The sequence below is a fragment of the Billgrantia ethanolica genome (genome assembly GCF_021404305.1).
In the GTDB taxonomy this organism is placed as follows: domain Bacteria; phylum Pseudomonadota; class Gammaproteobacteria; order Pseudomonadales; family Halomonadaceae; genus Halomonas; species Halomonas ethanolica.
This window is the reverse complement of sequence record NZ_JABFTX010000001.1, coordinates 180,601-205,488: the sequence shown is the minus strand read 5'-3', so window position 1 is coordinate 205,488 and position 24,888 is coordinate 180,601. Positions and strand designations below refer to the sequence as shown.

General features: G+C 65.2%; 22 protein-coding genes. 6 read left to right on the top strand and 16 right to left on the bottom strand.

The window, feature by feature from the left end; all coding sequences use genetic code 11:
• Positions 1-2: 2 nt before the first annotated feature.
• Together HOP53_RS00935 and HOP53_RS00930 are read right to left on the bottom strand one after the other, a co-directional pair.
• A complete protein-coding gene (locus tag HOP53_RS00935) occupies positions 3-1,994 on the bottom strand; it encodes a monovalent cation:proton antiporter family protein (RefSeq protein ID WP_010627878.1) in 1,992 nt (663 codons plus the stop codon).
• Between the two features lie 69 nt (positions 1,995-2,063).
• Positions 2,064-3,086: an AbrB family transcriptional regulator gene (locus HOP53_RS00930; RefSeq protein ID WP_010627877.1), complete on the bottom strand. Its 1,023-nt coding sequence runs from the start codon at positions 3,084-3,086 to the stop codon at positions 2,064-2,066.
• Positions 3,087-3,180: 94 nt separating this feature from the next.
• Between HOP53_RS00930 and HOP53_RS00925 the strand changes: the two genes are divergently transcribed.
• A complete protein-coding gene (locus HOP53_RS00925) occupies positions 3,181-3,945 on the top strand; it encodes a TlyA family RNA methyltransferase (protein WP_234268195.1) in 765 nt (254 codons plus the stop codon).
• Positions 3,946-3,954: 9 nt separating this feature from the next.
• Here HOP53_RS00925 and mscK read toward each other — a convergent pair whose 3' ends face one another.
• On the bottom strand, positions 3,955-7,380 hold the full coding sequence (mscK, locus tag HOP53_RS00920; protein WP_234259699.1) for a mechanosensitive channel MscK: 3,426 nt from the start codon (positions 7,378-7,380) through the stop codon (positions 3,955-3,957).
• A 137-nt stretch (positions 7,381-7,517) separates the two neighbouring features.
• Here mscK and HOP53_RS00915 point away from each other — a divergent pair, with 137 nt between their 5' ends.
• From HOP53_RS00915 to HOP53_RS00900, 4 genes are all read left to right on the top strand, one after another.
• Positions 7,518-8,534, top strand: coding sequence for a phospholipase A (locus HOP53_RS00915; protein ID WP_234268193.1), 1,017 nt, complete (start codon positions 7,518-7,520; stop codon positions 8,532-8,534).
• 79 nt (positions 8,535-8,613) lie between these two features.
• Complete coding sequence (locus HOP53_RS00910) at positions 8,614-8,946, top strand: ElaB/YgaM/YqjD family protein (RefSeq protein WP_010627873.1); 333 nt, start codon at positions 8,614-8,616, stop codon at positions 8,944-8,946.
• On the top strand, positions 8,946-9,347 hold the full coding sequence (locus HOP53_RS00905; RefSeq protein ID WP_010627872.1) for a phage holin family protein: 402 nt from the start codon (positions 8,946-8,948) through the stop codon (positions 9,345-9,347). Before HOP53_RS00910 ends, HOP53_RS00905 begins: the two co-directional genes overlap by 1 nt.
• Positions 9,328-9,666, top strand: coding sequence for a YqjK family protein (locus HOP53_RS00900; protein ID WP_010627871.1), 339 nt, complete (start codon positions 9,328-9,330; stop codon positions 9,664-9,666). Before HOP53_RS00905 ends, HOP53_RS00900 begins: the two co-directional genes overlap by 20 nt.
• A gap of 81 nt (positions 9,667-9,747) precedes the next feature.
• Here HOP53_RS00900 and HOP53_RS00895 read toward each other — a convergent pair whose 3' ends face one another.
• The 4 genes from HOP53_RS00895 to HOP53_RS00880 form a co-directional block, all read right to left on the bottom strand.
• Entirely contained in the window at positions 9,748-10,398 is a 651-nt protein-coding gene (locus tag HOP53_RS00895) for a ubiquinone biosynthesis protein COQ9 (protein WP_234268192.1), read from the bottom strand.
• 63 nt (positions 10,399-10,461) lie between these two features.
• Complete coding sequence (gene egtD / locus HOP53_RS00890; RefSeq protein ID WP_234254189.1) at positions 10,462-11,427, bottom strand: L-histidine N(alpha)-methyltransferase; 966 nt, start codon at positions 11,425-11,427, stop codon at positions 10,462-10,464.
• 1 nt (position 11,428) lies between these two features.
• Positions 11,429-12,742 (bottom strand): ergothioneine biosynthesis protein EgtB, encoded by a 1,314-nt coding sequence (gene egtB / locus HOP53_RS00885; RefSeq protein ID WP_234268187.1) that lies wholly within the window; start codon positions 12,740-12,742, stop codon positions 11,429-11,431.
• A gap of 126 nt (positions 12,743-12,868) precedes the next feature.
• Positions 12,869-14,074 (bottom strand): BaiN/RdsA family NAD(P)/FAD-dependent oxidoreductase, encoded by a 1,206-nt coding sequence (locus tag HOP53_RS00880; protein WP_234268186.1) that lies wholly within the window; start codon positions 14,072-14,074, stop codon positions 12,869-12,871.
• A gap of 330 nt (positions 14,075-14,404) precedes the next feature.
• Between HOP53_RS00880 and HOP53_RS00875 the strand changes: the two genes are divergently transcribed.
• A complete protein-coding gene (locus tag HOP53_RS00875; protein WP_234268184.1) occupies positions 14,405-15,328 on the top strand; it encodes a helix-turn-helix transcriptional regulator in 924 nt (307 codons plus the stop codon).
• A gap of 135 nt (positions 15,329-15,463) precedes the next feature.
• On the opposite strand, the gene HOP53_RS00870 is transcribed toward HOP53_RS00875, so the two are convergent.
• From HOP53_RS00870 to HOP53_RS00830, 9 genes are all read right to left on the bottom strand, one after another.
• The gene (locus tag HOP53_RS00870) at positions 15,464-16,729 is read right to left on the bottom strand and encodes a TadG family pilus assembly protein (RefSeq protein WP_234268183.1); all 1,266 of its coding nucleotides are present in this window, start codon (positions 16,727-16,729) and stop codon (positions 15,464-15,466) included.
• A gap of 1 nt (position 16,730) precedes the next feature.
• Positions 16,731-17,174, bottom strand: coding sequence for a TadE/TadG family type IV pilus assembly protein (locus tag HOP53_RS00865; protein WP_234268180.1), 444 nt, complete (start codon positions 17,172-17,174; stop codon positions 16,731-16,733).
• Between the two features lie 62 nt (positions 17,175-17,236).
• Entirely contained in the window at positions 17,237-18,187 is a 951-nt protein-coding gene (locus tag HOP53_RS00860) for a tetratricopeptide repeat protein (protein ID WP_234268178.1), read from the bottom strand.
• Positions 18,188-18,224: 37 nt separating this feature from the next.
• Positions 18,225-19,205, bottom strand: a complete 981-nt coding sequence (locus tag HOP53_RS00855; RefSeq protein WP_234268176.1) for a type II secretion system F family protein — start codon at positions 19,203-19,205, stop codon at positions 18,225-18,227.
• Between the two features lie 13 nt (positions 19,206-19,218).
• Complete coding sequence (locus HOP53_RS00850; protein WP_234268175.1) at positions 19,219-20,211, bottom strand: type II secretion system F family protein; 993 nt, start codon at positions 20,209-20,211, stop codon at positions 19,219-19,221.
• The gene (locus HOP53_RS00845; RefSeq protein WP_234268174.1) at positions 20,202-21,551 is read right to left on the bottom strand and encodes a TadA family conjugal transfer-associated ATPase; all 1,350 of its coding nucleotides are present in this window, start codon (positions 21,549-21,551) and stop codon (positions 20,202-20,204) included. Before HOP53_RS00845 ends, HOP53_RS00850 begins: the two co-directional genes overlap by 10 nt.
• A 23-nt stretch (positions 21,552-21,574) precedes the next feature.
• Positions 21,575-22,762: a CpaE/TadZ family protein gene (locus HOP53_RS00840; RefSeq protein WP_234268173.1), complete on the bottom strand. Its 1,188-nt coding sequence runs from the start codon at positions 22,760-22,762 to the stop codon at positions 21,575-21,577.
• 100 nt (positions 22,763-22,862) lie between these two features.
• Complete coding sequence (locus HOP53_RS00835) at positions 22,863-23,162, bottom strand: hypothetical protein (RefSeq protein WP_234268172.1); 300 nt, start codon at positions 23,160-23,162, stop codon at positions 22,863-22,865.
• 28 nt (positions 23,163-23,190) lie between these two features.
• Positions 23,191-24,813: a type II and III secretion system protein family protein gene (locus HOP53_RS00830; RefSeq protein ID WP_234268170.1), complete on the bottom strand. Its 1,623-nt coding sequence runs from the start codon at positions 24,811-24,813 to the stop codon at positions 23,191-23,193.
• Positions 24,814-24,888 lie beyond the last annotated feature (75 nt).

Here is a 24,888-nt window from a genome sequence, read left to right as displayed (position 1 = left end):
CGCTACTCGGGTGGCTGGCCGGAGCCGGTGAGGCGCCGTTCCACCCGCTCGAGATTGTCCTGCGAGCCCAACAGTACCAGCACGTCGTTGGTCTGGACTTCGGTGGCAGCGCCTGGGTAGCGCTCACGCTTGTCATCACGAACCAGCGCCGTGACGGAGACATCGTCCCGCTCGGTATCCAGCTCCGAAAGGCTCTGGCCAATTGCCGGTGAGCCCTCGGACATCAGCACCGAATGCAATCGCTCCTGCTCCGATGCCTCCGGTTTGATACTGTCCAGCGTACCGCGAAACAGCTCCCTGAGCATGCGGTAGTGGCTGCTGCGCTGCTCCTGCAATCGCAGCGCCACCCGGTACAGAGGCACGCCCAGCGACTGCAGCGCGTGGGAAGTCAGCAGCATGCTCGCTTCCAGTGTCTCGGGTATGACCTCGGTGGCACCTGCCTTACGCAGCTCCTCCACATGCTGCTGGTCCCGGGTACGAACCACTGCCGCCAGCTCGGGATTCAGGCGCTTGGCATTGCGCAGCGTCGCCAGCGCCGCCGGCCTGTCGTCGTGGCTGATGACCAGTAGCGCCGCCCGCTCCACACCGACGTTTTCCAGCACCGTCAGGTCCGATGAGTCGCCATAGAACACCTGCTGCCCCGCCAGCCGCGCCTCCCTCACGATGGCCGGGTCCATATCCAGCGCCAGGTAGTCGAAGCCTTCGCTTTCGAGAAAACGGCTCACCGTTTGGCCGGTACGGCCAAAGCCGCAAATCACCACATGGCCCTGGCTCTCGGTTGGCTCGGACGGCGTCGGTACGTCGCCAGCCGGTTTCGCTCGGCCTCGTGAGCGGCCGAATGCCCATAGTGCCAAAGGTTGATTGAAGCGAATCAGCAGTGGCGCCAGGATCATCGAGAACAGCACGGCGTTGAGCACGATCTGCGCCGGCCGACTGGCGATGACGTTGCCATCCAGGCCAATGGCCAACAGCGCGAAGCCGAACTCACCGCCAACGGCCAGCACCAGCCCGGTACGAAACGCCGTCTGGGGATCGACCCCCGAGAAACGTACGATCAGCGTGATCAGCACCACCTTTATGCCCAGCAGCCCCACCGCTCCCAGCAGCGCTTCGAGCCAGATATCGGGCAAAAGCGCGGGCTCGACCAGCATGCCAATACTGACGAAGAAGAGCCCAAGCAATACGTCGCGGAACGGACGAATGGTGGACTCGACCTGATGGCGGAACTCCGTGTCACCGAGCACCATGCCGGCAAGAAAGGCGCCGAACGCCATGGACAGCCCGAGCGTCTTGGTGGTCCAGGCGGATACCAGAGAGACGAACAACACCGTGAGGGTGAACAGCTCCGCCGAGCGCCGTTCGGCTACCAGGTGAAACAGAGGACGCAGCAGATACCTTCCCGACAGCAGCACGATAACGAACGCGAGGAAGGCCTTGGCCAGAGCCATCCCTAGCGCCCCTGCCACCTCATGCATGGCAGCTACACCCAACACCGGGATGATCACCACGAAAGGAACGGCAGTAATATCCTGGAAGACCGACATGGTAGTGCCGAGCCGCCCATGTCGCGCCTGACTCTCACCCTGCTCCAGCAACTGCTTGGTGATGATGGAGGTCGATGACTGGGCGAACACCGCTCCGACGACGAACGCCGCCGGCCCGGGCAACCCCAGCCACCAGGCGATCATTGACACTACCAGGGTAGTCAACGCCACCTGTGCCGTACCCAACCCGAGAATGGTATGGCGCAGCGCATAGATTTGCGGCAGGGAAAAGCTGAGGCCGATGGTGAAGAGCAGAAACACGATGCCGAACTCGGCGATGACGTCGATGTAGTCGTTGTCGATTACCGGGCCGGCCGTGTGGGCGCCCAGCATCACGCCGACTAGCAAATATCCCAGGCTAGGTGGGATCCTGAAGCGCTGAAAGACCAGCACGACCAATACCGTTGCACCAAGCAACAGCAGTAACTGCACCAGCGCCTGCTCAAGCATTCATTCGTTCCTGCTCATTGGATGGAGCGTCCCTGTGAAGTTGCTGAATGGGTATCATGATATTGAAATTCAACGTGTACGCATCAACCAGCGCGCCCAGAACGGCGCGAAGAGCATCAGCGCCACCATGCGCAGCAGGTGATGAAAGGCGACGAAGACGGGGTCGAGATCCAGCGCCACGGCGAGTATCGCCATCTCGCCGATACCGCCGGGGGCCAGCGCCAGCAGCGCCACGTCGCGGGGCACGCCGACCAAGCGGTGGATCAGTTCGGCGAAGCCTGCCAGCACCGCCAGCGCCAGCAGCGTGGCAATGAAGGCTTCGAACAGATAGCGTCCCAGCCTGGCGGAAGAGAGCCCGCGAAAACGCGAGCCGATGGCACAGCCGAGCACCCACAGCATGACATTCATACCCCAGTCCGGCAGGCGCAGGCTGGCAATGTCGAAGCCGGAGAGCAGACCGGCGAAGAGCAGCGGTGCGAGCAGCGTGTAACTGGGCAGGCGCAGCCAACGCCCCAGGGGAAACAGCAGCGGCAGAGCCAGCAGCATCCAGGCGGAGGCAAAGCCGTTCTCGATCTCCGCCGCCTGGGGCGCTGCGCCACCTTCGTAGGCCCAGAACAGCGGCGGCAGGATCATGATCACCAGCACGATACGCAGCGACTGGGCGATGGCGATACGCCGCGGATCGCCGCCGCACTTCTCCCCCATCAGGATCATCGCCGTCATCGCGCCGGGCGCCGAGGAGAACCAGGCGCTCATCGAATCGAAGCCGCAGCGCCGGTACCAGGCGGCGGCCACTGCCGTGGAAGCGGCCACGCCGAGCAGCAGCAGCGCCGCGGAAAGCGGCCAGTCGAGCACCCGCTGGGCCAGCTGTGGCGTCACCTGACTGCCCAGCACCAGGCCGAGCACGCCGATAAAGGCCTCGCGCAGCGGTTCGGGCACGCGCACGTCGCCGCCCTTCGCCGACATGATCAGATTGGCCGTCAGCGGCCCCAGCATCCATGCCAGCGGCATGCCGATGAGGTGGAAAATCAGCCCACCCAGCGCCCCGATGGCCAGCGACCTGGCCAGTGCCCTCCCTTCGCTTCGCTCCACGCAGCTCCCTTCTGTTAACTGGCTAACTAAACGATTATGCCATAATGGCGGCCCCGCTTCTGGCTGCCACTCTTGCTGCATGAGGAACTATTGCATGCCCCGCCTCGATCAGCTGCTCGTTTCCCAGGGCCTGGCCCGCTCGCGAACCCGCGCCCAGCGGCTGATCCGCCATGGCCGGGTCAGCCTGGCGGAGAGCGGAAAAATACTCAGCAAGCCCGGTGAGAAGCTGCCCGAAGGGGTGCGTCTGGCGGTGACCGAAGACCCCGAGGAGCGCTACGTCTCACGGGCGGGGCTGAAGCTGGAGGCACTGGTCGCAGCGCTGGGACTCGAGCTGTCGGGCCGAGTGGTGCTCGACGTGGGGCAGTCCACCGGCGGCTTCACCGACTGTGCCCTGGCCTTCGGTGCGCGCCATGTTATCGGTATCGAAGTGGGCCACGGCCAGCTAGACCCGGAGCTGCGTGGCGAACCTCGCGTGACCTGCCTGGAGGGGCTCAATGCGCGGGCCATGAGCGGCGAGGCGCGCCTGCACGACGCCCTCGCCGCTCAGAGCGCCGCGGCCCCCGATATCGTCGTGATGGACGTCTCGTTCATTTCGCAGACGCTGATCCTGCCCGAGATCGCCCGACTGCTGCGCCCCGGCGGCGAACTGCTGAGTCTGGTCAAGCCGCAGTTCGAGGTGGGCCCGGGCGGGGTCAATTCACGCGGCATCGTCTCCGACCCGGCCCGCTACGGCGAGGTGGAAGCCACCGTTCGCGCCTGCTGCGCCGAGCACGGGCTCGACGTTCGCCACTGGCAGGAGAGCCCGCTGGCCGGCGGCGACGGTAACCGCGAGTTCCTGCTACACGCCGTCAAGCAGTGACGGCGTTGCTCAGCGTCCGCCATCCCCGCCGTCGCTGCCGCCGATATCGATATCGCCTGGGTCGCCCCCCGCGCCGGGCGGCGGATGACGAGACACCCTACTGGACTTGGGCGATACACTTTTGACTTTTCTCTCTTCGCCATCCTCCCGGTGCAACCACACCTCGAGCTGGTTGAAGGCAATGCTGATGCCGTTTTCGGCAAACAGTTCACCCACCCGGCAGTTGAGCTCATCGGTGGCGTAAAGCCGATCGCCCAACGCGTTGACGAAGACCCGTAGCTCGAAGTTGAGGGTACTCTCGCCATAGTCCATGAAGAATACCTGGGGTTCGGGATCGCCCAGCACCCGGGGGTTCTCCTCGGCCGCCTGGTAAAGCAACCGATGCACCAGCACCTGATCGGAACCGTAGGAAACACGGTAGCCCAGCACCACGCGGGTGATGGTGTCCGACAGCGACCAGTTGATCAGCTGATCGGTGACGAAGGTCTTGTTGGGAATGATGATTTCCTTGCGGTCGAAGTCGGTCACCGTGGTGGCACGAATGCGAATCCGGCTCACCGTACCGGTGAGGTTGCCCAGGGTGATGGTGTCGCCGATACGCACCGGCCGCTCAAACAGGATGATCAGACCCGAGACGAAGTTGGCGAAGATCTCCTGCAAACCGAAGCCCAGCCCCACGCCCAGCGCTGCCACCAGCCACTGCAGCTGGCTCCAGGCCACGCCCAGGGTGGCCAGCGCCACCACTAGCCCGGTACCGACGATGGTGTAGGAGAGCAGCGCCGAAATGGCGTAGGCGCTGCCCTGCTTGAGCTCCAGCCGCGACAGTACCATCACCTCGAGCAGGCCCGGCAGGTTGCGCGCCATCACCAGGGTCAGCACGACTATCAGGAGCGCGGCGAAGATGTCGGCGACCGAAAGCGCACTGGTGACGAGCTCATTACCTACGCCTTCGCCAGCTTCCCAGACCGCCACGTCATCGAGGTAGCCCAGCACCGTCAGCAGATCGGACCACACCAGATAAAGCAACACGGCGAAGCCGAGCAACAGAATCAGCTTGGAGAGACGCAGCGACTGCTGGTTGATCTGCTCCATGTCCAGCGGCGGCTCCTCCACCACTTCAAGCCCCCCTTCGGCGCCCTCCTGAGCCTGGGCGCGGCGACGCATCAACGCACGCTTGAACGCCAGCCGGCGCGCCGCTACCGCCAAGCCGCGCACCACTGTGGCTTCGACCAGGATCCACATCGCCAGCAGATAGAGCGTGATGACGAAGCGCCCGATCAGGCTCAGGGCGGTATATTCGTAGCCCGATACGATCAGTCCCGCCAGCACCAGCGGCACACCAGCCATGAGCAGCCCCAGCACCAGGCGGAACAGCTTGACGCCGAAGAACGGGGTGTGGGCCATGATCAGCCTTGCCAGCAGCACACTCATGGCCAACAGGCCGGTAATCAGCAGCAACAGAGCAATGGGCCGCGACGACAGATCGATCTCGCCATCCAGCGCCAGGGAAGAGATCAGCAGTACCGGCACCAGGGCCACCACGACCCAGCCCAGCAACCAGCGCAGCCGCGCCACGTAGCCCGAAGGCCAGTAGAAGTGCTTGGTCGCCACGCCATCGCGTACCAGCAGCCGTCGTGACCAGGCAATGAAGCCCCAGGCCAGCGCCAGATGCAGGAATGCCTGCCCCAGGCCCGAGGCGATGCCCGAACCGATGGTCGATAGCGAAATGCCGATGCCGGCCAGCGTCAGTGGGCCGGGAAGCGCCAGCAGAGCGTTGAGGCCGACCGCCTGGGGCGTGTGGGCCTGGGAATCGCTGCGCAGGCGGCCGATCTGCTCGTGCAGCATGGCCAGGCGACGCTGAATGCGGCGGCGCAGCCCCAGCAGCAGCACCGCCACGAGGACCAGCGGCGCACCGGACAGGGCGTCGACTCCCGGCATACGCCAGTGCACCGGCAGCACGCCGCGCCATTCACCGCGCTGCAACTCGTCGGCCACGTTCGCCGGAAGCTGGCGGAACCAGGCCAGGTCCAGAGGTCGGGTATTGGCGATCCAGAACAGCTGCTCATCGATGGTGGTACGCAGCTCACGGGTGGTTTCCAGCAGCTGCTGCTGATTGAGCTGCAGCTCGATGGCCGCACTCAGCAGGCTGCCGTAGGTCTGTTCGAGCTGATCGACGAGCTGACGGCGCGAGTGGTAGAGCCCCTGCAAGGATTCCACCAGCCCCTGAGTGACCTCGACACCGGCCTCTTCCAGACGCTGATTGGCCAGACGCTCGCTCTGGCGCAAGGCGTCGCGCTGGCGTACCAAGTCGAACTGGCGCAGGCGCAGGTCGGCGATTTCATCCTGCAGGCTGCGCCCGGGGTCGACCTGGGGCAGCGAGCGGCGCTGCTCGCGCAGAATGCGCGACAGCAACAGGCTGCCGCGAATGGCTTCTATCTGTTCATTCAAGCTGCGCTGTAGCTGACGCACGTGATCGAGCTGACTGCGTATGGCCAGGCTCTCGCGTACCAGGCCGTTGTGACGATCGTTGGCCCGCAGCAGTTCGAGGCTGAGCTCACGGTTGACGTTCTGAGCACGCTCCAGCACCGGGTGTCCGGCTTCGAGCAGGGGGTCGTCGCGAGCGGCATCGGCAATCGCCTGCTCCGAGGCGATGCGCCGCTGGCGGTCGATCACCCCCTGCAGCAGGGCCAGCTCGGACTCCTTGCGCGCAACCTGTTGGGTGATCAGGTCGCGGCGCTGCTGGGTCAGCTCCCGCAGCCGGGTATTGCTGCCCAGCTCACGCTGACGCAGCCTGAGCGTGCGCTCGGCAAGCCGTCGCTCCACCTGCAGCTGCCACAGCCGGGGCGAGTCCTCACCGACACCCTGCGCCTCCAGCGCATCCAGGGCGCGGCGGGTGCGCTCGGCCGTCTGCATCGCCTCGGCTATGGCCTGCTGGGCCCGCTCCGGCAGCGTCTGGGCCGCCAGCAACTGGGAGTTGACGTCGGCCAGGCGATCCTGCAGCTGCTGCAGCTCGAACACTGATTCCTGCTGGCGGTACTCCAGCTCATCCAGCGGCGTGTCGTCGAGCTCGGCAATCGAGCGGTCGAGCTCAGCCTCCTCTTCCTGCAGCAGTTCCCGCTCCAGGCGCAGCAGCTCGGCGGGCGCACTTTCGAGCCGCTGCTCCAGCCCCTCGATCCGCTCCTCGATCCCTTGCAGCTGTTCCAGGGCACGCAGCGTCGCCTCGAGGGCCTCGACATCGCGCTGCTCGGCCTCGCTCAGGCTCTCTCCCTCTTCGGGACGCAGCTCGACCAGGCGCTCTTCCACTGCCTGGCGCTCGGGCAGGGCATCTTCCGCCAACGCCGATGTAATCAACAGAATCCAACAGCAGATCAGTAGACACAGCGCCTGGCTGGCACGTCGGAAGATACCGGCAGCGGAGTAAAGCGTGACGTTCACGAAATTCCTCGTAGCAGCGACCCTCGTCAGAACGAGGCTCAACTGGTGCAATAACATGACAATAGCGGCGCCAGCAGTTGACTTGCCAAGGCGACATGGTAGAAACGGAAGCTCAATGCCTCGCTTCGAGTTCCTCCATGACCATCCGTTCCCTTCTTTTCGCCAGCGCCGCCGTGCTAGGGCTGCTGCCCACCTCCGCCATGGGCGAGGCCGATGCCCAGCGACAAGCGCTCGAATCTCGCATCGAAGCGTTGAGCGGCGAGCTGGAGGCATTGCGGCTTCAGCTCGACGCCCTGCCACCAGAGGACGACCCCCTCTATGCCGAGGTGGATGACCCCGTGCTGGAAGAGATCGCCCAGCGCCGTCAGCTGGAGCGGGAATCGACGCGCAACCCGCTGGCCATTACCATGCACCGGCGAAATTACCTGTTTCCCCTGAGTTATACCACGCATCCCAACCAGGTGGCCTTTCGCGACGTCTATGCCGACGGCAGCCCCAACGATCTCGAGGTGAAGTTCCAGTTCAGCGCCAAGGTCAACCTACTCGAAGACATCCTGGGCACCACCGGGGATCTCTACTTCGCCTACACCCAGCGCAGTTGGTGGCAGGCCTACAACACCGATGCCTCCTCGCCCTTCCGCGAGACCAACTACGAGCCTGAGGTGTTCATCGATTTCGACAACACCTCGCGCTTCCTGGGTTGGACCAACACGCGCAACCGGGTGGCCTTCAATCACCTCTCCAACGGACGCTCGATGCCGCTTTCGCGAAGCTGGAACCGCATCTACCTGGAGAGCATCTTTCAACGCGGCGACTGGGCAGTGGCAGTGGCACCCCACTGGCGCATTCCCGAATCCGACGGTGACGACGACAATCCCGACATCGACCGCTACTGGGGCTATGGCGACGTGACCGTGGCGCGCCGTTTCAACGGCGACCAGGAGGCCAGCATCATGGTGCGCGGCAACCCCAGCCCCGGCAACATGGGCACCCAGGTAGACTACTCCTGGCCCCTGTTCGGCAACATCCGCGGCCATGTCCAGTACTTCTACGGGTACGGCGAGAGCATGATCGACTATGACCACCGCAACCAACGCATCAGCGTCGGCTTCAGCGTCAATCCGCTGTTCACCGGCGCCGGTGGCGTGCGCTGACTTGCCACAGGAGCAGCGTTGATCTCATATCAGCGAGTGCTATGCTGAGGCTGTCATTCATCGTCAGAGGAAGACTGTCATGGCAACGCGCACCCCGCATACCGATGAAACCACTCGGCAACTCAAGGAAGACCTGCACCAGCTCACCCGCACCATCGAGGAGCTGGTGCACGCCACCGCCGACGATTCCCGCAGCAACATCAAGGAACTGCGCGAGCGCGCCGAACAGCGGCTGAAGGACACCCGCGACCGACTCGAAGCCCGCGGTGAGCGGCTCTATGGCGAAGCACGCGACACCATGCACCAGCAGGCCGACGCCTGCGACCGCTACGTGCACGAGAATCCCTGGACCAGCATCGGCATCGGCGCTGCGGTGGGCGTCGTCATCGGCATGCTCATCGGACGCCGTTGATGGCTGCAAGCGAAGGACCGGCGCAACGCCTGTTCAGCATCGCCAAGCGAATTCTGGCCAATCTGGTGGCGACGGGCGAGACGCGTTTGCGCCTCGCCGTTCTCGAACTCGAAGAGGAGCGCGCCCGCCTCGTCACGCTGCTGCTGATGCTCGGGCTCAGCCTGCTGCTGCTGCTGCTGGGCCTGGGCATGCTGACCCTGCTGGTGGTGGTACTGTTCTGGGACACCCACCGCCTGGCCGCCATCGGCATCAGCGCTCTGGTGCTGCTGGGTAGCGGCATCGGCATGGCACTCTGGGGCATGCGCCTGGCGCGCCGCCATACTCTGCTCAAGGAGACACTGGCTCAGCTCGCGCTGGACCGTCACCTGATGGAGGAGCCGCGTGACACGCCGCAACGTTGACGCCTCAATACCCGCTGCCGCGAGCCGTGCCCAGCGCAAGGCCGAACTCATCGCTGCCATCGAACGGCAGCGTATCGACCTGCTGGTGGAAGCGGAGCGCTGGAAGCACGGCACCCTGGGGCTCAATGCCGGCTGGCAGCAGCTGGAGAGTCTCAAGCCCTTCATCAAGCACTACCGGGGAGCGGCTTATCTGGCCGGGGGCGCCCTGCTGGTCGCTGGCTTGCGTCATCCTCGTATGCTCGTTCGGCTGACCAGGCAAATCGCTGCCGGCGCCCTGCTGCTGCATCGGGCAAGGCACCTGCTGGAGCGGGTTCGCTGAGCGCCTAAGATTAGTCAGACGGAATAGGGCTTCGAAGGGCGGCTTAGGCTTCGAAAGGCGGATTAGGCTTTGACAGACGGCTTAAAGCTGAGCTTCGGCCTTGTGTGGGCGCTTGACCCCACTCGGCACCCATCGCATCCAGCTCTCGCCACGCTTCAGGCGCTTGTCGATGAAGTGGCGTGTCTTGCGCTGCCCTTCGCTGGTATCCCTCGCCCACACCGCCAGCGCCGCCACGAACAGGCTGGTGAGGGCGACCTCTTCCAGCTGAGCGCGACGCGTGCCGTAACGGGCTTCCAGGCGAGCTGCCTCGCGCAGCCACTGAACGGTGCGTGACAGGTCGAACACCAGCGGCACCCAGGTGTGGGGATGCGGCAGATGCGCCTTAGTCCGGAGCATCTGCACGGTGACCTGGCGATGGGCGGCGAAGGTATCGAACCAGGCCTGCAGACAATGCTCGATACGCACCCGCTCCGGCCAGTCGTCGAAGGTTTCCGGCTTTTCCGCCAGCATGGCGCGCCAGCCCCGCTGGAACCACGCATTCGCGACGGCATCCATGTCGCGAAAGCGTTCCAGCACCACTGACATCGGCAGCTCCAGGTTGCGTGCCACATCCGAGAGCCGCACCGCCTGCCAGCCGCGCTCCTCGGCCTGACGCACGGCCTCGTCGACGACGAGATCGGCAAATGCAGAGGCTTCGGACCGGGAAGAGTCCTGTATCGCGATCATGGTCATGGGTGGCCCTCGGCTTCCAGCATGGTTCTGCTTGCAGCATAGCCCGGTTTACGGGTGACGCCATCAGGCCGCCCGCTCCAGATAGTGGATGCAGAATAGCGCATCGCGATCGGTCCAATGCGCACACGGCTCGAACCCGGCGCGCCCCGCCAGCTCGACAAATCCGGCCACGCTGTACTTGTAGGAATTTTCGGTGTGAAGGCTCTCGCCCTCGGCGAAGAAGAAACGCTCCTCGGCCAAGCGAATGGCCTGGTCGCAGCGACTCACCAGATGCATTTCGATGCGCGATTCGACTTCATTGTAGAAAGCGAGATGGTGAAACCGCGACGGCTCCACCTCGGCCTCGAAATCACGGCGCAGCCGCTCCAGTAAATTGAGGTTGAAGGCCGCCGTGATGCCGGCAGCATCGTTGTAGGCGGCGTTAAGTATCGCCCGATCCTTGATCAGGTCGACACCGATCAACAGCCCACCGCCGGGTGGGAGCAGCTGCGCCAGCCCCACCAGGAACGCCTCGGCCTCTGCGGGGGTGAAGTTACCGATGCTCGAGCCGGGAAAGAACGCCACCGGACGCTCTCCCGACAGCCCCTCGGGCCAGCACATCGGCTGCGAGAAATCGGCGCAGGCCGCATGCACCTCCAGCCAGGGGTAGTCGGTGGCCAGGCGGCGCGTGCTGTCGAGCAGAAAGTCCCGTGAAATGTCCACGCCCAGATAGCAGGCCGGATGCAGCGCCTCGAGCAGTAGCCGCACCTTGCGGCTAGCGCCGCTGCCCAGCTCGATCAGGGTCGCGTCGCGCCCCACGGCCTCGGCGATCTCGCTCGCAGCAGCACGCAGAATCGCCTCTTCCGTGCGGGTGGGATAGTACTCGGGCTGCTCGCAGATGGCGTCGAACAGCTCCGAGCCGCGGCGATCGTAGAAGAACTTGGGCGAGGTGTATTTCGGCGTGGCGGCAAGCCCCACCATCAGCTCCTGGCTCAGCGAACCCGCCGCCGCCGGTGAGTGCTGGTCGTGAAAAGTGACGAACGGGTCCATGTCATGCCTCCCTGGCCAGGCGGAAACCGGAGAACGCCCAGCGGGCGTGGGGTGGGAAGAAGTTGCGGTAGGTCGGGCGAATGTGATCGCTCGGCGTGGCGCAGCAGCCCCCACGCAGCACCATCTGTCCCGACATGAACTTGCCGTTGTACTCGCCCAGGGTGCCGGGCAGCGCCCGAAATCCCGGATAGGGCCGGTAGGCGCTGCCGGTCCATTCCCATACGTCGCCGAACAGCTGAGCCGCGGCACTGCCCCGCGCCGCGGCGGCCAACGGCTGCAGGTGGTCGCTCTCGACGAAATTGCCGCCCATGGATGCGTCCCGGGCCGCCACCTCCCACTCCGCCTCGCTCGGCAGCCGCGCCCCGGCCCAACGCGCATAGGCATCGGCCTCGAAGAAGCTCACGTGCACCACCGGCGCCTGCGGGTCGACCGGCAGCAGTCCGCCCAGGGTGTAGTGGTACCAGCCATCTTCGCGCTTCACCCAATACAGCGGCGCCTGCCAGCCGGCCTGGCCGACCTGCTGCCAGCCATCGGAGAGCCACAGCGCCGGGCGGGTATAGCCGCCGTCTTCGATGAAGGCCAGGAACTCGGCATTGGTCACCGGGCGATTGGCCAGTTGGAACGCCTCGAGAAACTGCCGATGCACTGGCCCTTCGTTGTCATAGGCGAAGCCGGTTTGCAGGTCGTGGCCGAGCTCGCGAATGCCGGCGGCATGCTCTAGCCAGGCCAGATCGCCCGGGAGCTCTTCCGTCGGTAGCGCCAGGTCGTCGCGGTAGGCCGGGCACAGCGGGTTCTGGGCCAGGATGTGCTTGATGTCCATGAGCAGCAGCTCCTGATGCTGCTGCTCATGGTGCAGCCCCAGCTCGACGCGGCGGACGATCTGCTCGGCATGCTCGGGTGGAGGCGACTCGAGCAGCTCCGCCATGGCCGCATCGACATGAGCGCGGAAGCGGTACACCTCGGCCACCGTGGGGCGCGACAGCGTACCGCGACTCGGCCGCGGGAAGGGCACGCCGTGGGTTTCGTAATAGGAATTGAAGAGGTGATCGTAGATGGGGTCGAGGGATCGGTAGCGGGGCTGGAAGGGAACGAGAATGAACGCTTCGAAGAACCAGGTGACGTGGGCGAGATGCCACTTCGGCGGGCTGACGTCATCCATGCTCTGGATCACGTAGTCCTCGGTACACAGCGGCTCGCACAGCCGCTCCGAGGCCTGACGTATGCGCTGGTAGCGTCTCAGCCACTCCTTGGTGTGCAGGGTATCGGGCGTATCCAATTGCTGGGGGGAGGCCAACTCATGAGCTAAGGGGGGCATGGCGCACTCCTGTGACGAGCCACATCCGTGACAAACCATCCAGACGAACAGTTTTAACCAGCGTAGCAAGGCTGCCCCAGGCCACCGGTTACGTTAGGTAAGGTTTTGTCGCGTTCCCTTCAATTACTACAGAGAGCCCCCACAGGCCACGCCCGAGGCCCAGGCCCACTGGAAGTTGTAACCGCCGAGCTCGCCGGTCACGTCGAGCACTTCGCCGATGAAGCGCAGCTGCGGCAGTCCCTCGACGCTGAAGTCCTTCGATGAGATCGCCGTGGTGTCCACGCCGCCCAAGGTCACCTCGGCGGTACGCCAGCCCTCGGTTCCTGCGGGCTTGAGCCGCCAGGCCCCCAGGCGGGCCTGCCAGGCCTCGATGCGGGAGTTGGAGAGCTCGGCCAGGGTGGGGTCTTCGCCGTGCCACTCCACCAGCGCCTGGGCCAGACGGCGCGGCAGGCGCTCGCCCAGCCAGGTGGAAAGCTGACGCCGCGGTGCCGCCTGGCGCGCCTCGGCCAGTGAGTCGGCAATGTCGAAGCCGGGTAGCAGGTCGATCTCCAGTTCGTCGCCGGGCTGCCAGTAGCTCGAGATTTGCAGCATGCCGGGGCCGGAGAGGCCACGGTGGGTGAACAGCATCGGCTCGCGATAATATCGCTGCCGCCCCGGCCCCAGACGCCGGCCTTCACGTATCGCGCTCACCGCCACGTCGCAGCTCACCCCGGCCAGGTCGGCCGCCCGCGCCTTCCACTGTGAGGTCAGGGTGAACGGCACCAGTGCCGGACGCGTCTGCGTGACGTCGAGGCCGAATTGGCGGGCAACGTCATAGCCGAAACCGGTGGCACCCATGGTGGGGATCGAGAGCCCGCCGGTGGCGATCACCACCGCGCCCGCTTCGATGCGGCCCGCCGAAGTGGCGAGCCGCATGCCCTCGCCCACCCTCTCGATGCGCTCCACGGTGGTCTTCAAGCGCAGCTCCACCCCGGCCCACTCGCACTCGGTGAGCAGCACGTCGAGCAGATCCTTGGCGGAGTGAGCGCAGAACAGCTGGCCCGGCGCTTTCTCCACGAACTCCACGCCGTGGCGCTCCACCAGCTCGACGAAATGCTCGGGGCGATAGCGCTTCAATGCCGAAATGCAGAAGTGAGGATTGGCGGAGAAGAAGTTGGCCGGGCCGGTGGCCAGATTGGTGAAGTTGCAGCGCCCGCCGCCCGACATGAGGATCTTCTTGCCCGGCTTGTTGGCATGGTCGAGTACCAGCACACGCCGCCCGGCGTAGCCCGCCGTGAGAGCACACATCAGTCCGGCGGCGCCCGCGCCGATCACCACCACATCCGCTTGCATGCTCACCTGCGTTGCCCACCGGGTTGCCACTTCGAGGCTGCGCATTCTAGCAGCTGTCAGCGGGCAAACCCACGGCGGGCGGATCGCCGCCTCGTCAGAGTGTTAGGTTTACTGGCCAACAGGGGAAACATCATTCCAATGGCTAGGAGATTACTACTAGAGCATGAGAAATATCATCCTGATATTTCCTCGCCATCTATTACATTGGCTAAGACGACCCATCACAAAAGGTTACATAACGACATTACCAATCAATAACAAACAGGGTTGGCATCAAGAACTAAAACACATAAAGCAACATACGCAAGGGACTCAGGAGGGACACTGCCCATGTCCACTCACGCCTACGTACTCGTCGTACTACGCACACTGAATGAGCCTGAAGAAAAAGACTATGTGGTTGCACTAAGGCAAAAGGGTTACCGCATCGAGTTCATCGGTGCAGAGCAGGATCCGCTTCCGATTCTGCTGACTCACCCGCCAATCGTGGCCTGCTTCGAGTATGACTATCCCGATCTGCAGGGTCTTACCGATTTAAGACAGGCCAAGCAGCGCGCGGCCTCGGTGCCCCTGCTGATGATCACCCAGGCGCATTCGGAGAGTCTCGCGGTGTGGGCCTTTCGAACGCGGGTGTGGGATTACTTCGTGCAGCCCGTCGACCTGGCCCGCTTCCTGGGGGTGGTGGGCAGCCTCTATCAGCTGCGGTCTCTAAGCCATGTCACTCAAGAGCGCAAACAGGCGCCCGAGGTCCTCAACCAGATTCCTCCCGAAGCGCGTCTGCGCTGCTGCCCCTCAGCCAACAGCCAGCAGCTCCAGTTGGAGCGGGCCATCAGCTATATCGAGCAGCATCTGCATCAGAAGCTGGCCCAGGCCGAAGTGGCCGCGCAGTGCGGTATCACCTCGTTTCAACTCAGCCGGCTGTTTCGCAAGCTTACCGGCAATACCTTCCAGGGCTTCCTGCTCGAGCGTCGCATCGACGAGGCCAAGCGACTGCTGGCCAACCCTCGCACCTCGGTTACCGATGTCTGCTTCAGCGTCGGCTTCCGCGACCTCTCCTACTTCACGCGCACCTTTCAGAAGCACGTCGGCCATACTCCTACCCTCTATCGACAAACGCTGTACGTTCAGGCACCCGCCATCGAGTCGGATCCGATGCCGATACCCAGGTACGAGAAGCTGACCCCGGCGCATCGTCACCCGCTCGCCTCCGGCAACAGGCAGGACCTGCCCTGCCCCCAAAAAATCCAGACCTGAGAGAGATCACCAATCCAGGATAAAACAGGCCAGGAGAAAACAGGCAAGTCGAAAACGGACAAGGTGGATTCGAATCAACGACGCCGGCCCATGGCCGGCGTCATAGTTTGGCTAATCAACCCACTTTTCCACCCACTAATCCACCAGGACGGGTATCTGCGCCAGGATGCCGAAGTTCTCGCCACCCGTCTGACCCTTGGGATCGTGATAGCTGCAACTGGGCAGGAAATAGATGCTCTTCTGCTTCCAGCCACTCTGCTGCTGGTGGGAGTTCCAGTAGGCGGGGTCACCGCCTGGTTTTTGCAGGTTGAAGGCATCGACGAAGCTGTTCCAGCGCTCCACGCCGCTGGTACTGCTATGGCTCCAGGTGCCTGGCGAGGTACCCCCGCTGTCTTCCGGCGGCAGCTGCATCTGCTGCGGCGCCTGCTGGTCGATCTGGTTGGCCTGGTCGTTCATCCACACGATGTTGACGGTCACGGCACCGATCAACGGGTTGCTCGGCGCGACTCCCGAATCGCAGTCGATCACCGGCAGCGTCAAGGTCCACACCTCCTGCTTGGCCGTCTTCTCCACCCAGCAGTCATAGAGGTCCCCGAAGGCCGAGTTGACCTGACCGTTGTTGGTGGCGATGTTCTCACCGAAGCGCAGCTCATCGGGGTTGCCGTCGCCGCAAACCAGCGATCTCAGCTCGTTGGCACTCGATGCGCCGCTGTCATTGTGCTTGAAGTTGGTCCAGCCGCCGGTCTGGTCGCCCTCGGGAATGAAACGACCCACACTGCAGGAGTAGTTGCCCGACGGGTCCACCAGCGCCTGTCGGCACAGGGCGATGGGCTGATCGACATCCTCTGGCCGCAGGTTGCCGGCAAAGCCGATGTAGGCCACCGAACGCGCCGTCACGTCGTAACCCGTGAAGCCGAAGAGGCGTCCGAAGAAGGCTTCTACCTGGGTCTGCTGCCGGGCCGTCACCACCTCCACGGCGTTGATGAAGTTGGGGTCGCTATCGAGATCCTCGGCAGTGCGGCCGAACAGATCCACCGGTTCGAGAGATTCATTGGGGGTGAAGGTACGCGTGGCGAAGCTCCAGTGGCCACGCAGGGCGCTCAGCACCTCCACCGTCTCGTTCTGACTGCCGTTGGCCATGGCCGCATCGGTGGCAATCTGATTGGCATCCGGATTGACCGAGCTGCCATCCTCGGTGTACAGCATCCGGGCACCCGCCAGGGAACCGGCGTCGGCGGCATTGTGCAGCTCGTTTCTGGCCACGTAGAGATTGCTGCCGTCCACCGCCAGGGCAGTGAAGGCCAGCAGCATGAAAAGACCAAGGGCCAGCAGCACGATGGAAACTCCGCGCTGGCGCTGCGGCGAGCCGTAACGGCCGCGCCTTGCGTTGCGAACGTTCATCTCATTCCGCCCTCATCACGGTGGTGGCATTGAGTTCGAGCACGTTGCCCAGGGTGCCGATGAAACCGGGCAGCAGCAGGAACTGGTAGGGGTAATCGACCGTCACGACCAGGCTGTCCCCCGACTGCAGGGTGCCGCCATTGGGCCGTTCGATGGTGATCTCCATCTGTGCCGGCCCGCCCAGCGAGATCAGGAACTGTTCGGCATAGTTGCGGATGGCCTGTTCGATGGCGGCGTTTTCACTCGCGTTGTCGCGTGGCTCGGGCCGGTACAGGATGCCGGTTCTGGCCCCCTCGCGGCTGGCGTTGGTCAGCGTCGCCTTGTCGAACAGTGCGACGCTGAATTCGATGATGCCGAACAGCAGGATGAACAGCAGCGTCGCCGAAATGGCGAACTCCACCACCTCCGAGCCGCGCTGGCGGCGCGCCGAGCGTATTGCTTTCATGCCTGGCCCTCCCTGCTCGGGCAGCGCCCCGGCCATGACGTGCCGGAGCGCTGCCCGGGCAATCAGTTGATGACCTCGCCGCCATTACGCCGGATCAATTGATCCAGACTGCGGGCGTTCTCGCTGGCGGTGACGTAGTAGGCCGGCGACAGTCGCATGGCTTCCTCGAAGAAACCCAGCGCGTCCTGATAACGCCCTTCGAGCATCGAGATGTAGCCGATGTCGTTATAGGCCTTGGCGCGGTCGCCGCCTCGGGCCACCGCTTCGATGGCGGTGTCGTAGTCGCCCTCGCGGGCGTGCACCAGCCCCAGATTGCGCCAGGCCAGGTCGTAGTTGGGATTGGCGTTGAGCGCCTGACGCAGGGCCTGACGCGCCCCCGGCAGGTCGCCGGCAAGGTAACGCGAGTAGCCCTGGTTGTTGAGCACCAGCGGCGTTCTCGGGTTCGTTTCCAGAGCACGCGCATAGTGGCCCTGGGCCGTGGCGTGGTCGGCGCGCATGTCGGCGATCACACCCAGGGCGTTGTGGGCCTGCCAGGGCGCATCACGCCGCGCGGCGATGGGCGTGAGGAAACGCTCGGCCTGATCGTAATCGCGCTGCTGGATCAGGATGATACCAAGCGCGGTGCCGGCACCGGGATGGCGTGGATCGATCTCCAGCACCCAGCGATAGGCCATGTCGGCCAGCTCATGGTTTCCGCGGCCGTGGTGGATGATGCCGACCCGGTACAAGGCTTCGGCCTGTGGACGCCGCTCCATGCGCAACCCGCGCAGGTATTCGAACAGCGCACGATCGGCGTCGCCGGCACGCAGGGCGGCCTCGCCGTTGCGGTAGGCCTCCTCGGGGGAGCCCACCGGGAAGGCGGTACCATAGGCCACCGACGACCCTCCGCCACCCAGCGCTCCGTATACGTCGTCCTCCTGGGACATGCTCCCGCCGGTGGCGGCACAGCCGGTCAGCGCCAGGGACAACGTGGCAACGGCACAGGCCGCACGGCATCGTGTAGTGATTTTCATGACAACCCCCTCCCACTCGTTGATGACATTGGCCGACTCAGCGCCCCGCCAGGGCGGCCGCCGCACCCAGCAGCGGCGGCCCCAAAGCCACCACGAAGAAGCTGGGAAAGACACAGAAAATCAAGGGAAACAGCATCTTGGTACTGACCTTGGCGGCCTTCTCCTCCGCCTCCTGAGTGCGCTTGTCGCGCAGCTCCACGGCGAACAGGCGCAGGGTCATGGCGATGCTGGTACCGAAGCGCATGCTCTGCAGCAGCGTGGTCACCAGGCCACGGATGTCCTCCACGCCGGTACGCTCCTCCAGGTCGCGCAGTGCGGTCTTGTTGTCCATGCCGGCACGGGTCTGCATGCCGAACAGGTGCAGCTCGTCGGCCAGCTCCGGGTGACTCACCTCCAGGTCGCGTGCCACCCGCTGGATCGCCGCTCCCAGCCCGAGACCGGCCTCACTGCACACCACCAGCAGATCGAGGGCATCGGGCAGGCCGCGGCGCAGCTGCTGGGTGCGCTGCCGTATCGCCCGCTCCAGCCAGAAACGCGGCAGCAGGTAGCCGACGATGGCCGGAATGATCAGCAGCAGTACCGCTACCGTCGGCGGAAGGCGCACGAACGGGATGACCAGCAGCAGTACCAGCAGCGGCGGCACCACGGTCAGCAGCAGGCGTATGCCGTAGAACAGGCTGACGGCCGACGGCGAGCGCTTGCCGGCATGGCGCAGTTCCGTGGCGATCCGGCTGCGCACCTCATCCTTTTCGGGAATCAGCTTCTCGCCCATGGGCCCCAGCCACTGCACCAGCCCGCTCTCATCCACCTTGCCATGCCCACCGGCCACCTCGGCGCTGGCTTCCAGATGCTTGAGCCGGCGCCGCAGCGGATCCGACAGCCCCATGACCAGCAGCACCAGCGCCACCAGCAGGCTGAAGACCGCCATGCCCAGCAGGGCGGCGAAGCCAAGCTGCATGGCCTGCGGGTCCTGCAACAGGTCGCTGAAGCGTTCGAGCCAAACAGTTGAAGCATTCATGCGGGCTTCCTCCTCACACGTCGATGCGCACGATGCGGCGCATCCACAGGATGCCGACCACGACCATGAAGAAAGCCGCCGCTATCATCTGCCGCCCCACCGGGTCCTGGGTGAGCATGGGCAGGAAATTCGGCGACACCAGAGTGAGCACACCGGCCAAAGCGAAAGGCAGCAGCGAGAGGATCCAGGCGGCCATGCGCCCCTGGGCAGAGAGCGTGCGCACCTTGCGCTGGAAGCGGAAGCGGTCGCGCACCACCGCGGCCAGGCCGTCGAGCAGTTCGGCCAGGTTGCCGCCACTCTCCTTCTGGATCAGCACCGAGGTGGTGAACACCATCACGGTCACGCTCGGCACCCGTTCCAGCATGCCCAGCATGGCGCTGCGCACCTCGCCGCCGTAGTTGATCTCCATGAAGGTGGTACGGAACTCGCCGGCGACGGGATCGGCCATCTCCTCGGCCACCAGATGCATGGCGTCGCTGAAGGGATGCCCCGCGCGCAGGGCCCGTGCCATGATGATCAGGGCATCGGGCAACTGCTCCTCGAAGCGCGCCAGGCGCTGGCTGCGCAGACGCTGCAAGCGCATGAACGGCAGCGCTGCCACGCCACCCCCCAACAGCACGCCGAGCATGGGTTGCGGCAGCAACAGGAAACCGACCGCACCGAAGACACCACCCAGGCCGAGGCTCTGCAGCACCACCCGATAGGCCGGGGTCTCGCGCCCCGCCTGTTCGACCAGGCGCTCGACCCGGGCCATACCGGGCAGCGCCTCCAGTGCGCGCTCCAGCGGCGAAAGCTGACGCAGGTACTTGCGCCGCACCAGCGAGGCCTTGCCGTGATCGGCGCTGGCCGAAATGGCGTGCAGGCGCTTCTTCAGCCGCTTCTGCGCCTTGCGATTCTCGCCGAACGTCGGCACCAGGAAGCTCTGCATCAGCAGGAAGGCGGCAATGAAGATCATGCCGATGAAGATCATCTCATCGGAGAGGTTGAAATCGAGGTTCAGACCCATGACCGCTGGCCTCCCCCCACCTGGAACACCTCCAGTCCCGGATCCAGGCCGCGGCGTTTGAGATGATCGTAGAAGCCAGGCACCACGCCGGTGGCCATATAGCGCCCCATCACCCGGCCATGCTCGTCGATGCCTTCGCGCTCGAAGCGGAACAGCTCCGACATGGTGATGATCTCGCCCTCCTGCCCGTTGACCTCCTGCACGCTGACCAGCCGCCGCACACCGTCCTCCTGGCGCTCCACCTGAACCACCAGATCGATGGCCGAGGCGATCTGCGAGCGCAGCGCACGGGGCGGCAACTGGTAACCGCTCATCGCCACCATGTTCTCGATCCGCGTCAGGGCGTCGCGGGGGGTGTTGGCATGGATGGTGGTGAGCGAGCCGTCGTGGCCGGTGTTCATCGCCTGCAGCATGTCGAAGGCCTCACCGCCGCGCACCTCGCCAACGATGATGCGGTCGGGGCGCATACGCAGGCTGTTGCGCACCAGGTCACGCTGGGTCACCTCGCCGCGCCCCTCGATGTTGGGCGGACGCGTCTCCAGCCGGCCGACATGGGGCTGCTGCAGCTGCAGCTCGGCGGAGTCTTCGATGGTGACGATGCGCTCATCGGGCGGGATGAAGCCCGACAGCACGTTGAGCAGCGTGGTCTTGCCGGCGCCGGTACCGCCCGAGACCAGCACGTTGAGCCGCGCCTTGACCACTTTTTCCAGCAGTTGGGCGATGACCGGCGAGAGGCTGCCGTGGGCGATCAGGTTCTCGGCGGTGAGGCGGTCCACGGCGAAGCGGCGGATCGACAGCATCGGCCCGTCGATGGCCAGCGGAGGAATCACCGCGTTGATCCGCGAGCCGTCCTTGAGCCGCGCATCGACCATCGGCGAGGATTCGTCCACGCGCCGCCCGACGCTCGACACGATGCGGTCGATGATGGTCATCAGGTGCTGATCGCTATCGAAGCGCAGCCGGGTCTGTTCCAGCTTGCCGCGGCGTTCCACGTAGATCGGGTTGGTGCCGTTGACCAGAATGTCCGAGATGCCCTTGTCGGCCAGCAGCGTCTCCAGCGGCCCCAGGCCCAGCACCTCGTCCTGCAGTTCGCTGACGATGCGCTGGCGTACGGCCGCGTTGAACGGCAGCGATTCCTTGCTCATCAAGGCCTCGCACACCTGCTGCACCTGGCTGCGCGCTTCGCGCTCCTCCAGCGTGCTGAGCAGCGCCAGATCCATCACCTTGACCAGCTGGCGGAACAGCCGCTGCTTGCACTCCTGCTCGGCGGGCGACAGGCCGACACGATTGCCCCAACCACGCTCCTCTTCTCCTGCCGTCATGCGTTCGCGAAAATTCATGGCCGTCTCCCGGTCAGCAAGGGTCAGTGTTGGGTACGATTCCACAGCCGCAGCGACCAGCGGCGTGCTGGCACCGGCGGCTCACGCGGCGTTATCAGCGCCAGCGCCAATGCCTTCAGCGCGCGGGTAAGCGGCGCCTTGCGCGCCAGATCGATCAGCGGGCTGCCGACGTTGATGCTCTGGCTGGCATGGCGGTAGTCGTTGGGCAGGGTGTGGAGCGGCAGCCCCGGCAAGGCATCGCCGATGGCGCTCAGCGATACCTCGTTGCGCTTGTCGTAGCGATTGACCACGACCATCAATCGTGCAGGCGGCAGCCCGAGTTCATGCACCAGGATGTCGCGCAGGCGCTGGGCGTCGTGCAGATGCGCCACGCTCTGCTGCATCACCATCAGCACCCGGTCGGCGCGTTCGAGCACGCAGGCGGTGGCGCCGTTGATCCAGCGCGGCAGGTCGACCACCACCTCCTCGTGGTCCTGGCCCAGCACGTGCAGCAGCTGCTCGACCCGAACCTCCGGCACCTCGGAGAGGCTGGCGCGGTCCTCCGGCGACGAAGCCAGCAGGCCAAGGCCGCTCTCGTGGTGCTGGACATAGGCCGACATGGCCAAGCTGTCCAGGCTGTCGGCAGCGTCCAGTGCCTGCACCAGGCCATGGTCCGGCGTAAGGTTGAAGTAGAGCGGCAGCGAACCGAACTGCACGTCCAGGTCAACCACGGCACACTCCTTGCCCTCTATCGTCAGTCGGTGGGCCAGGTTGGCCGCCACCAGGCTGGCCCCGGAGCCGCCCTTGGCGTTGATCACCGCGGTCAGGCTGGCAGTAGGGAGCGCCAGCTCCTCGCGCCGGTCGCGGACGATCTCACGCAGGAAGCGGCCAATCTCGCCGTCGTCGATGGGCGGCGAGAAGTAGTCCCGGGCGCCGGCGCGCATGGCCAGACGAATCAGCTCCACGTTACCCTTGGGGCCGACCACCAGCAGCGGTGGGCGCTCGCCGACAGGGCGTTCGCACAGCGCCATCAGCTCCGCCTCCCAGTTCTCCCCCACCATCAGCACCAGGGCGTCGGGCAGCGTCTCTATGCCATCCAGGGGATCGACGCTGCCGTTGATCAACTGCCGCAGCGTGACATCGATGCCGCCCTGGCTACGCAACAGCGCCTCCAGCGCCTCCATGTCCGCCCTGGAGCGCCCCACCAGCCGTATCTCGAGCCGTGTCAGCATGGCGAATACCCGTTGTTCGTCAGCCTTCGTTCACCGGCGCTCTCGGCGCCGGCACCGGTGTTTCCGTTCCTGCTCGTTGCGTGTCTTGCTCTTGGCAGATTCAGGGCAGCGAACTGGAGCTCATGGGCAGCGGCTGCAGTCCCGTCCCGCCGCTGCGGTAATTGCGCATCGCCTCGGCCGCCTTGGCGCCCCCCAGCGCCGGGGCGTCATCGCCGGGCTCGTAGGTCTGCAGCCGCTTGGTGTGCTGCACCGTCTCGCCGAAGGGCGGCAGGTCGGCGCCGGGCTGAGCCGCGCAGCCAGCCAACCCCACGGCAGCGGCAAGCGCTGCCAGGCGGATGCCTCGGGCGAACTGGCGATGAGTGGCATGGCCGAGCTCGGCAAATAGGTTCAGTGCAAACATGGCGGACACCTCCGTCGTGGCGTTCGGTTCACAGGTCATGGCCGAAGCGGCCCTCGGTGCCGCCCGCACGACGGCTCGACATCAATTCCAGGTCCAGGCTGCTGGGGCGGGGCCGCGAGCCGCCGTCGTCGTCACGGGCCTGGAAGCGACCGAGCAGATAGAACTCCAGGTCGCTGGGCGCCACGAACGAACCGGTGGGCAACCGCACCTGCTCCGGCGCGAAGGAGCGCGCCAGCCGCGGGGTGACGAAGATCACCAGTTCGGTCTGCTCCTTGATGAACTCCTGGCTGCGGAACAGTGCTCCCAGCACAGGCAGGTCGCCGAGGCCGGGGAGCTTGGAGACGTTCTCGCGCAGGCTCTCGTTGAGCATGCCGGCGATGGCGATGGTCTGACCCGAGGCCAGTTCCAGGCTGGAGCTGGCGCTGCGCTTGACCAGCGCCGGCACGAAGAATTGCGCCGATACCTGATCGCCCACCCCGACCCGCAGGCTGTTGGCCGGCACCAGATCGGAAACGGATACGTTGACCTGCAGGTTGATCGAGCCGGAATCCAGCACCACTGGCAGGAAGCTCAGGCCGACGCCGAACTCCTTGTGCTCGATGGCTACCTGGCCGTTGCCCTGGGGCACCGGAATAGGGAACTCGCCACCGGCCAGGAACTGGGCCTGCTGCCCGGTGAGGGTGGTGAGATTGGGCTCGGCGAGAATCTTGGCCACGCCCTCACGGCTGGCTGCGTCCAGCACCAGATTGAGCAAGTAATCGCTGCGCTGGTAGCTGGCGAAGATACCGGTGTCCTCGATGCTGGCCACCGCAGGGGCGAACTCCCGCACCATCGGCCCCAGTGGCGTCCGTGTGCCACTCTCGAACACTGGCAGGCGGAAATCCCCGCCCGGCCCCTGGAAGATGGCATCGGGGAAGGTCGCCCCGCCGCTCACCGCCCCCACGCTGAACGCCGAGGAGCCGACGTTGAAGACGTTGAAGTTGGCCTCCAGCCGCTTGATCAGCGAACGGGAGACCTCCGCCACCTTGACGTCCAGCATCACCTGATTGGCCCCGCCCACCTGCATCAGGTTGAGCACCGCATCCTCGCCGCCACCGGCGAAGCGCATGGCCAGCCGCAGCGCGGTATCCAACCGCTCGGCGCTGGAGACCTCGCCGCTGAGCACGATGCTGTCCTGTGCCGAGCGCACCTGGATGTTCTCGTCCGGCAGCAACGCATGCAGGTGGCTCTTCAGCGCCTCGAGATCGTGGGTCACGGTGACATTGAGGGTGCCCTGGATGTTCTCCGCCTGATCCCACAGCACCACATTGGTGGTTCCGGTGGATTTGCCCAGCACGTAGAGCTGCCGCGAGCCCATCACCACCAGGTCGGCGATATCGGGATTGCCCACCGACACCACCCGCACCGCGCGGGGGAACTGCAGCACCTGAGCCTTGTTAAGCTCCACCGCCACCGACACCGTGCGCCCCTCCACCGGCATGGCGACGCTGCGCGTGCTCTCCTGGGCCTGCAGCGCTGTCGCCCAACTCAGCGCCAGGGCAGTACACACCGCCAGCACCCACCCCTTCCGTGCCGCTCCCCTCCATGCCGTTCCCGTGTGCGCCGCTCCCTGCCGCACCGCCGTTCCCCACCCCTCGCCTTGTATGCTCATGACGCTTCTCCCCTGCCTGTTCTGATTGGCTGCGGCCGACCCGGCGCCAGCCCGCATTGCTGCGCTCCCTGCGTT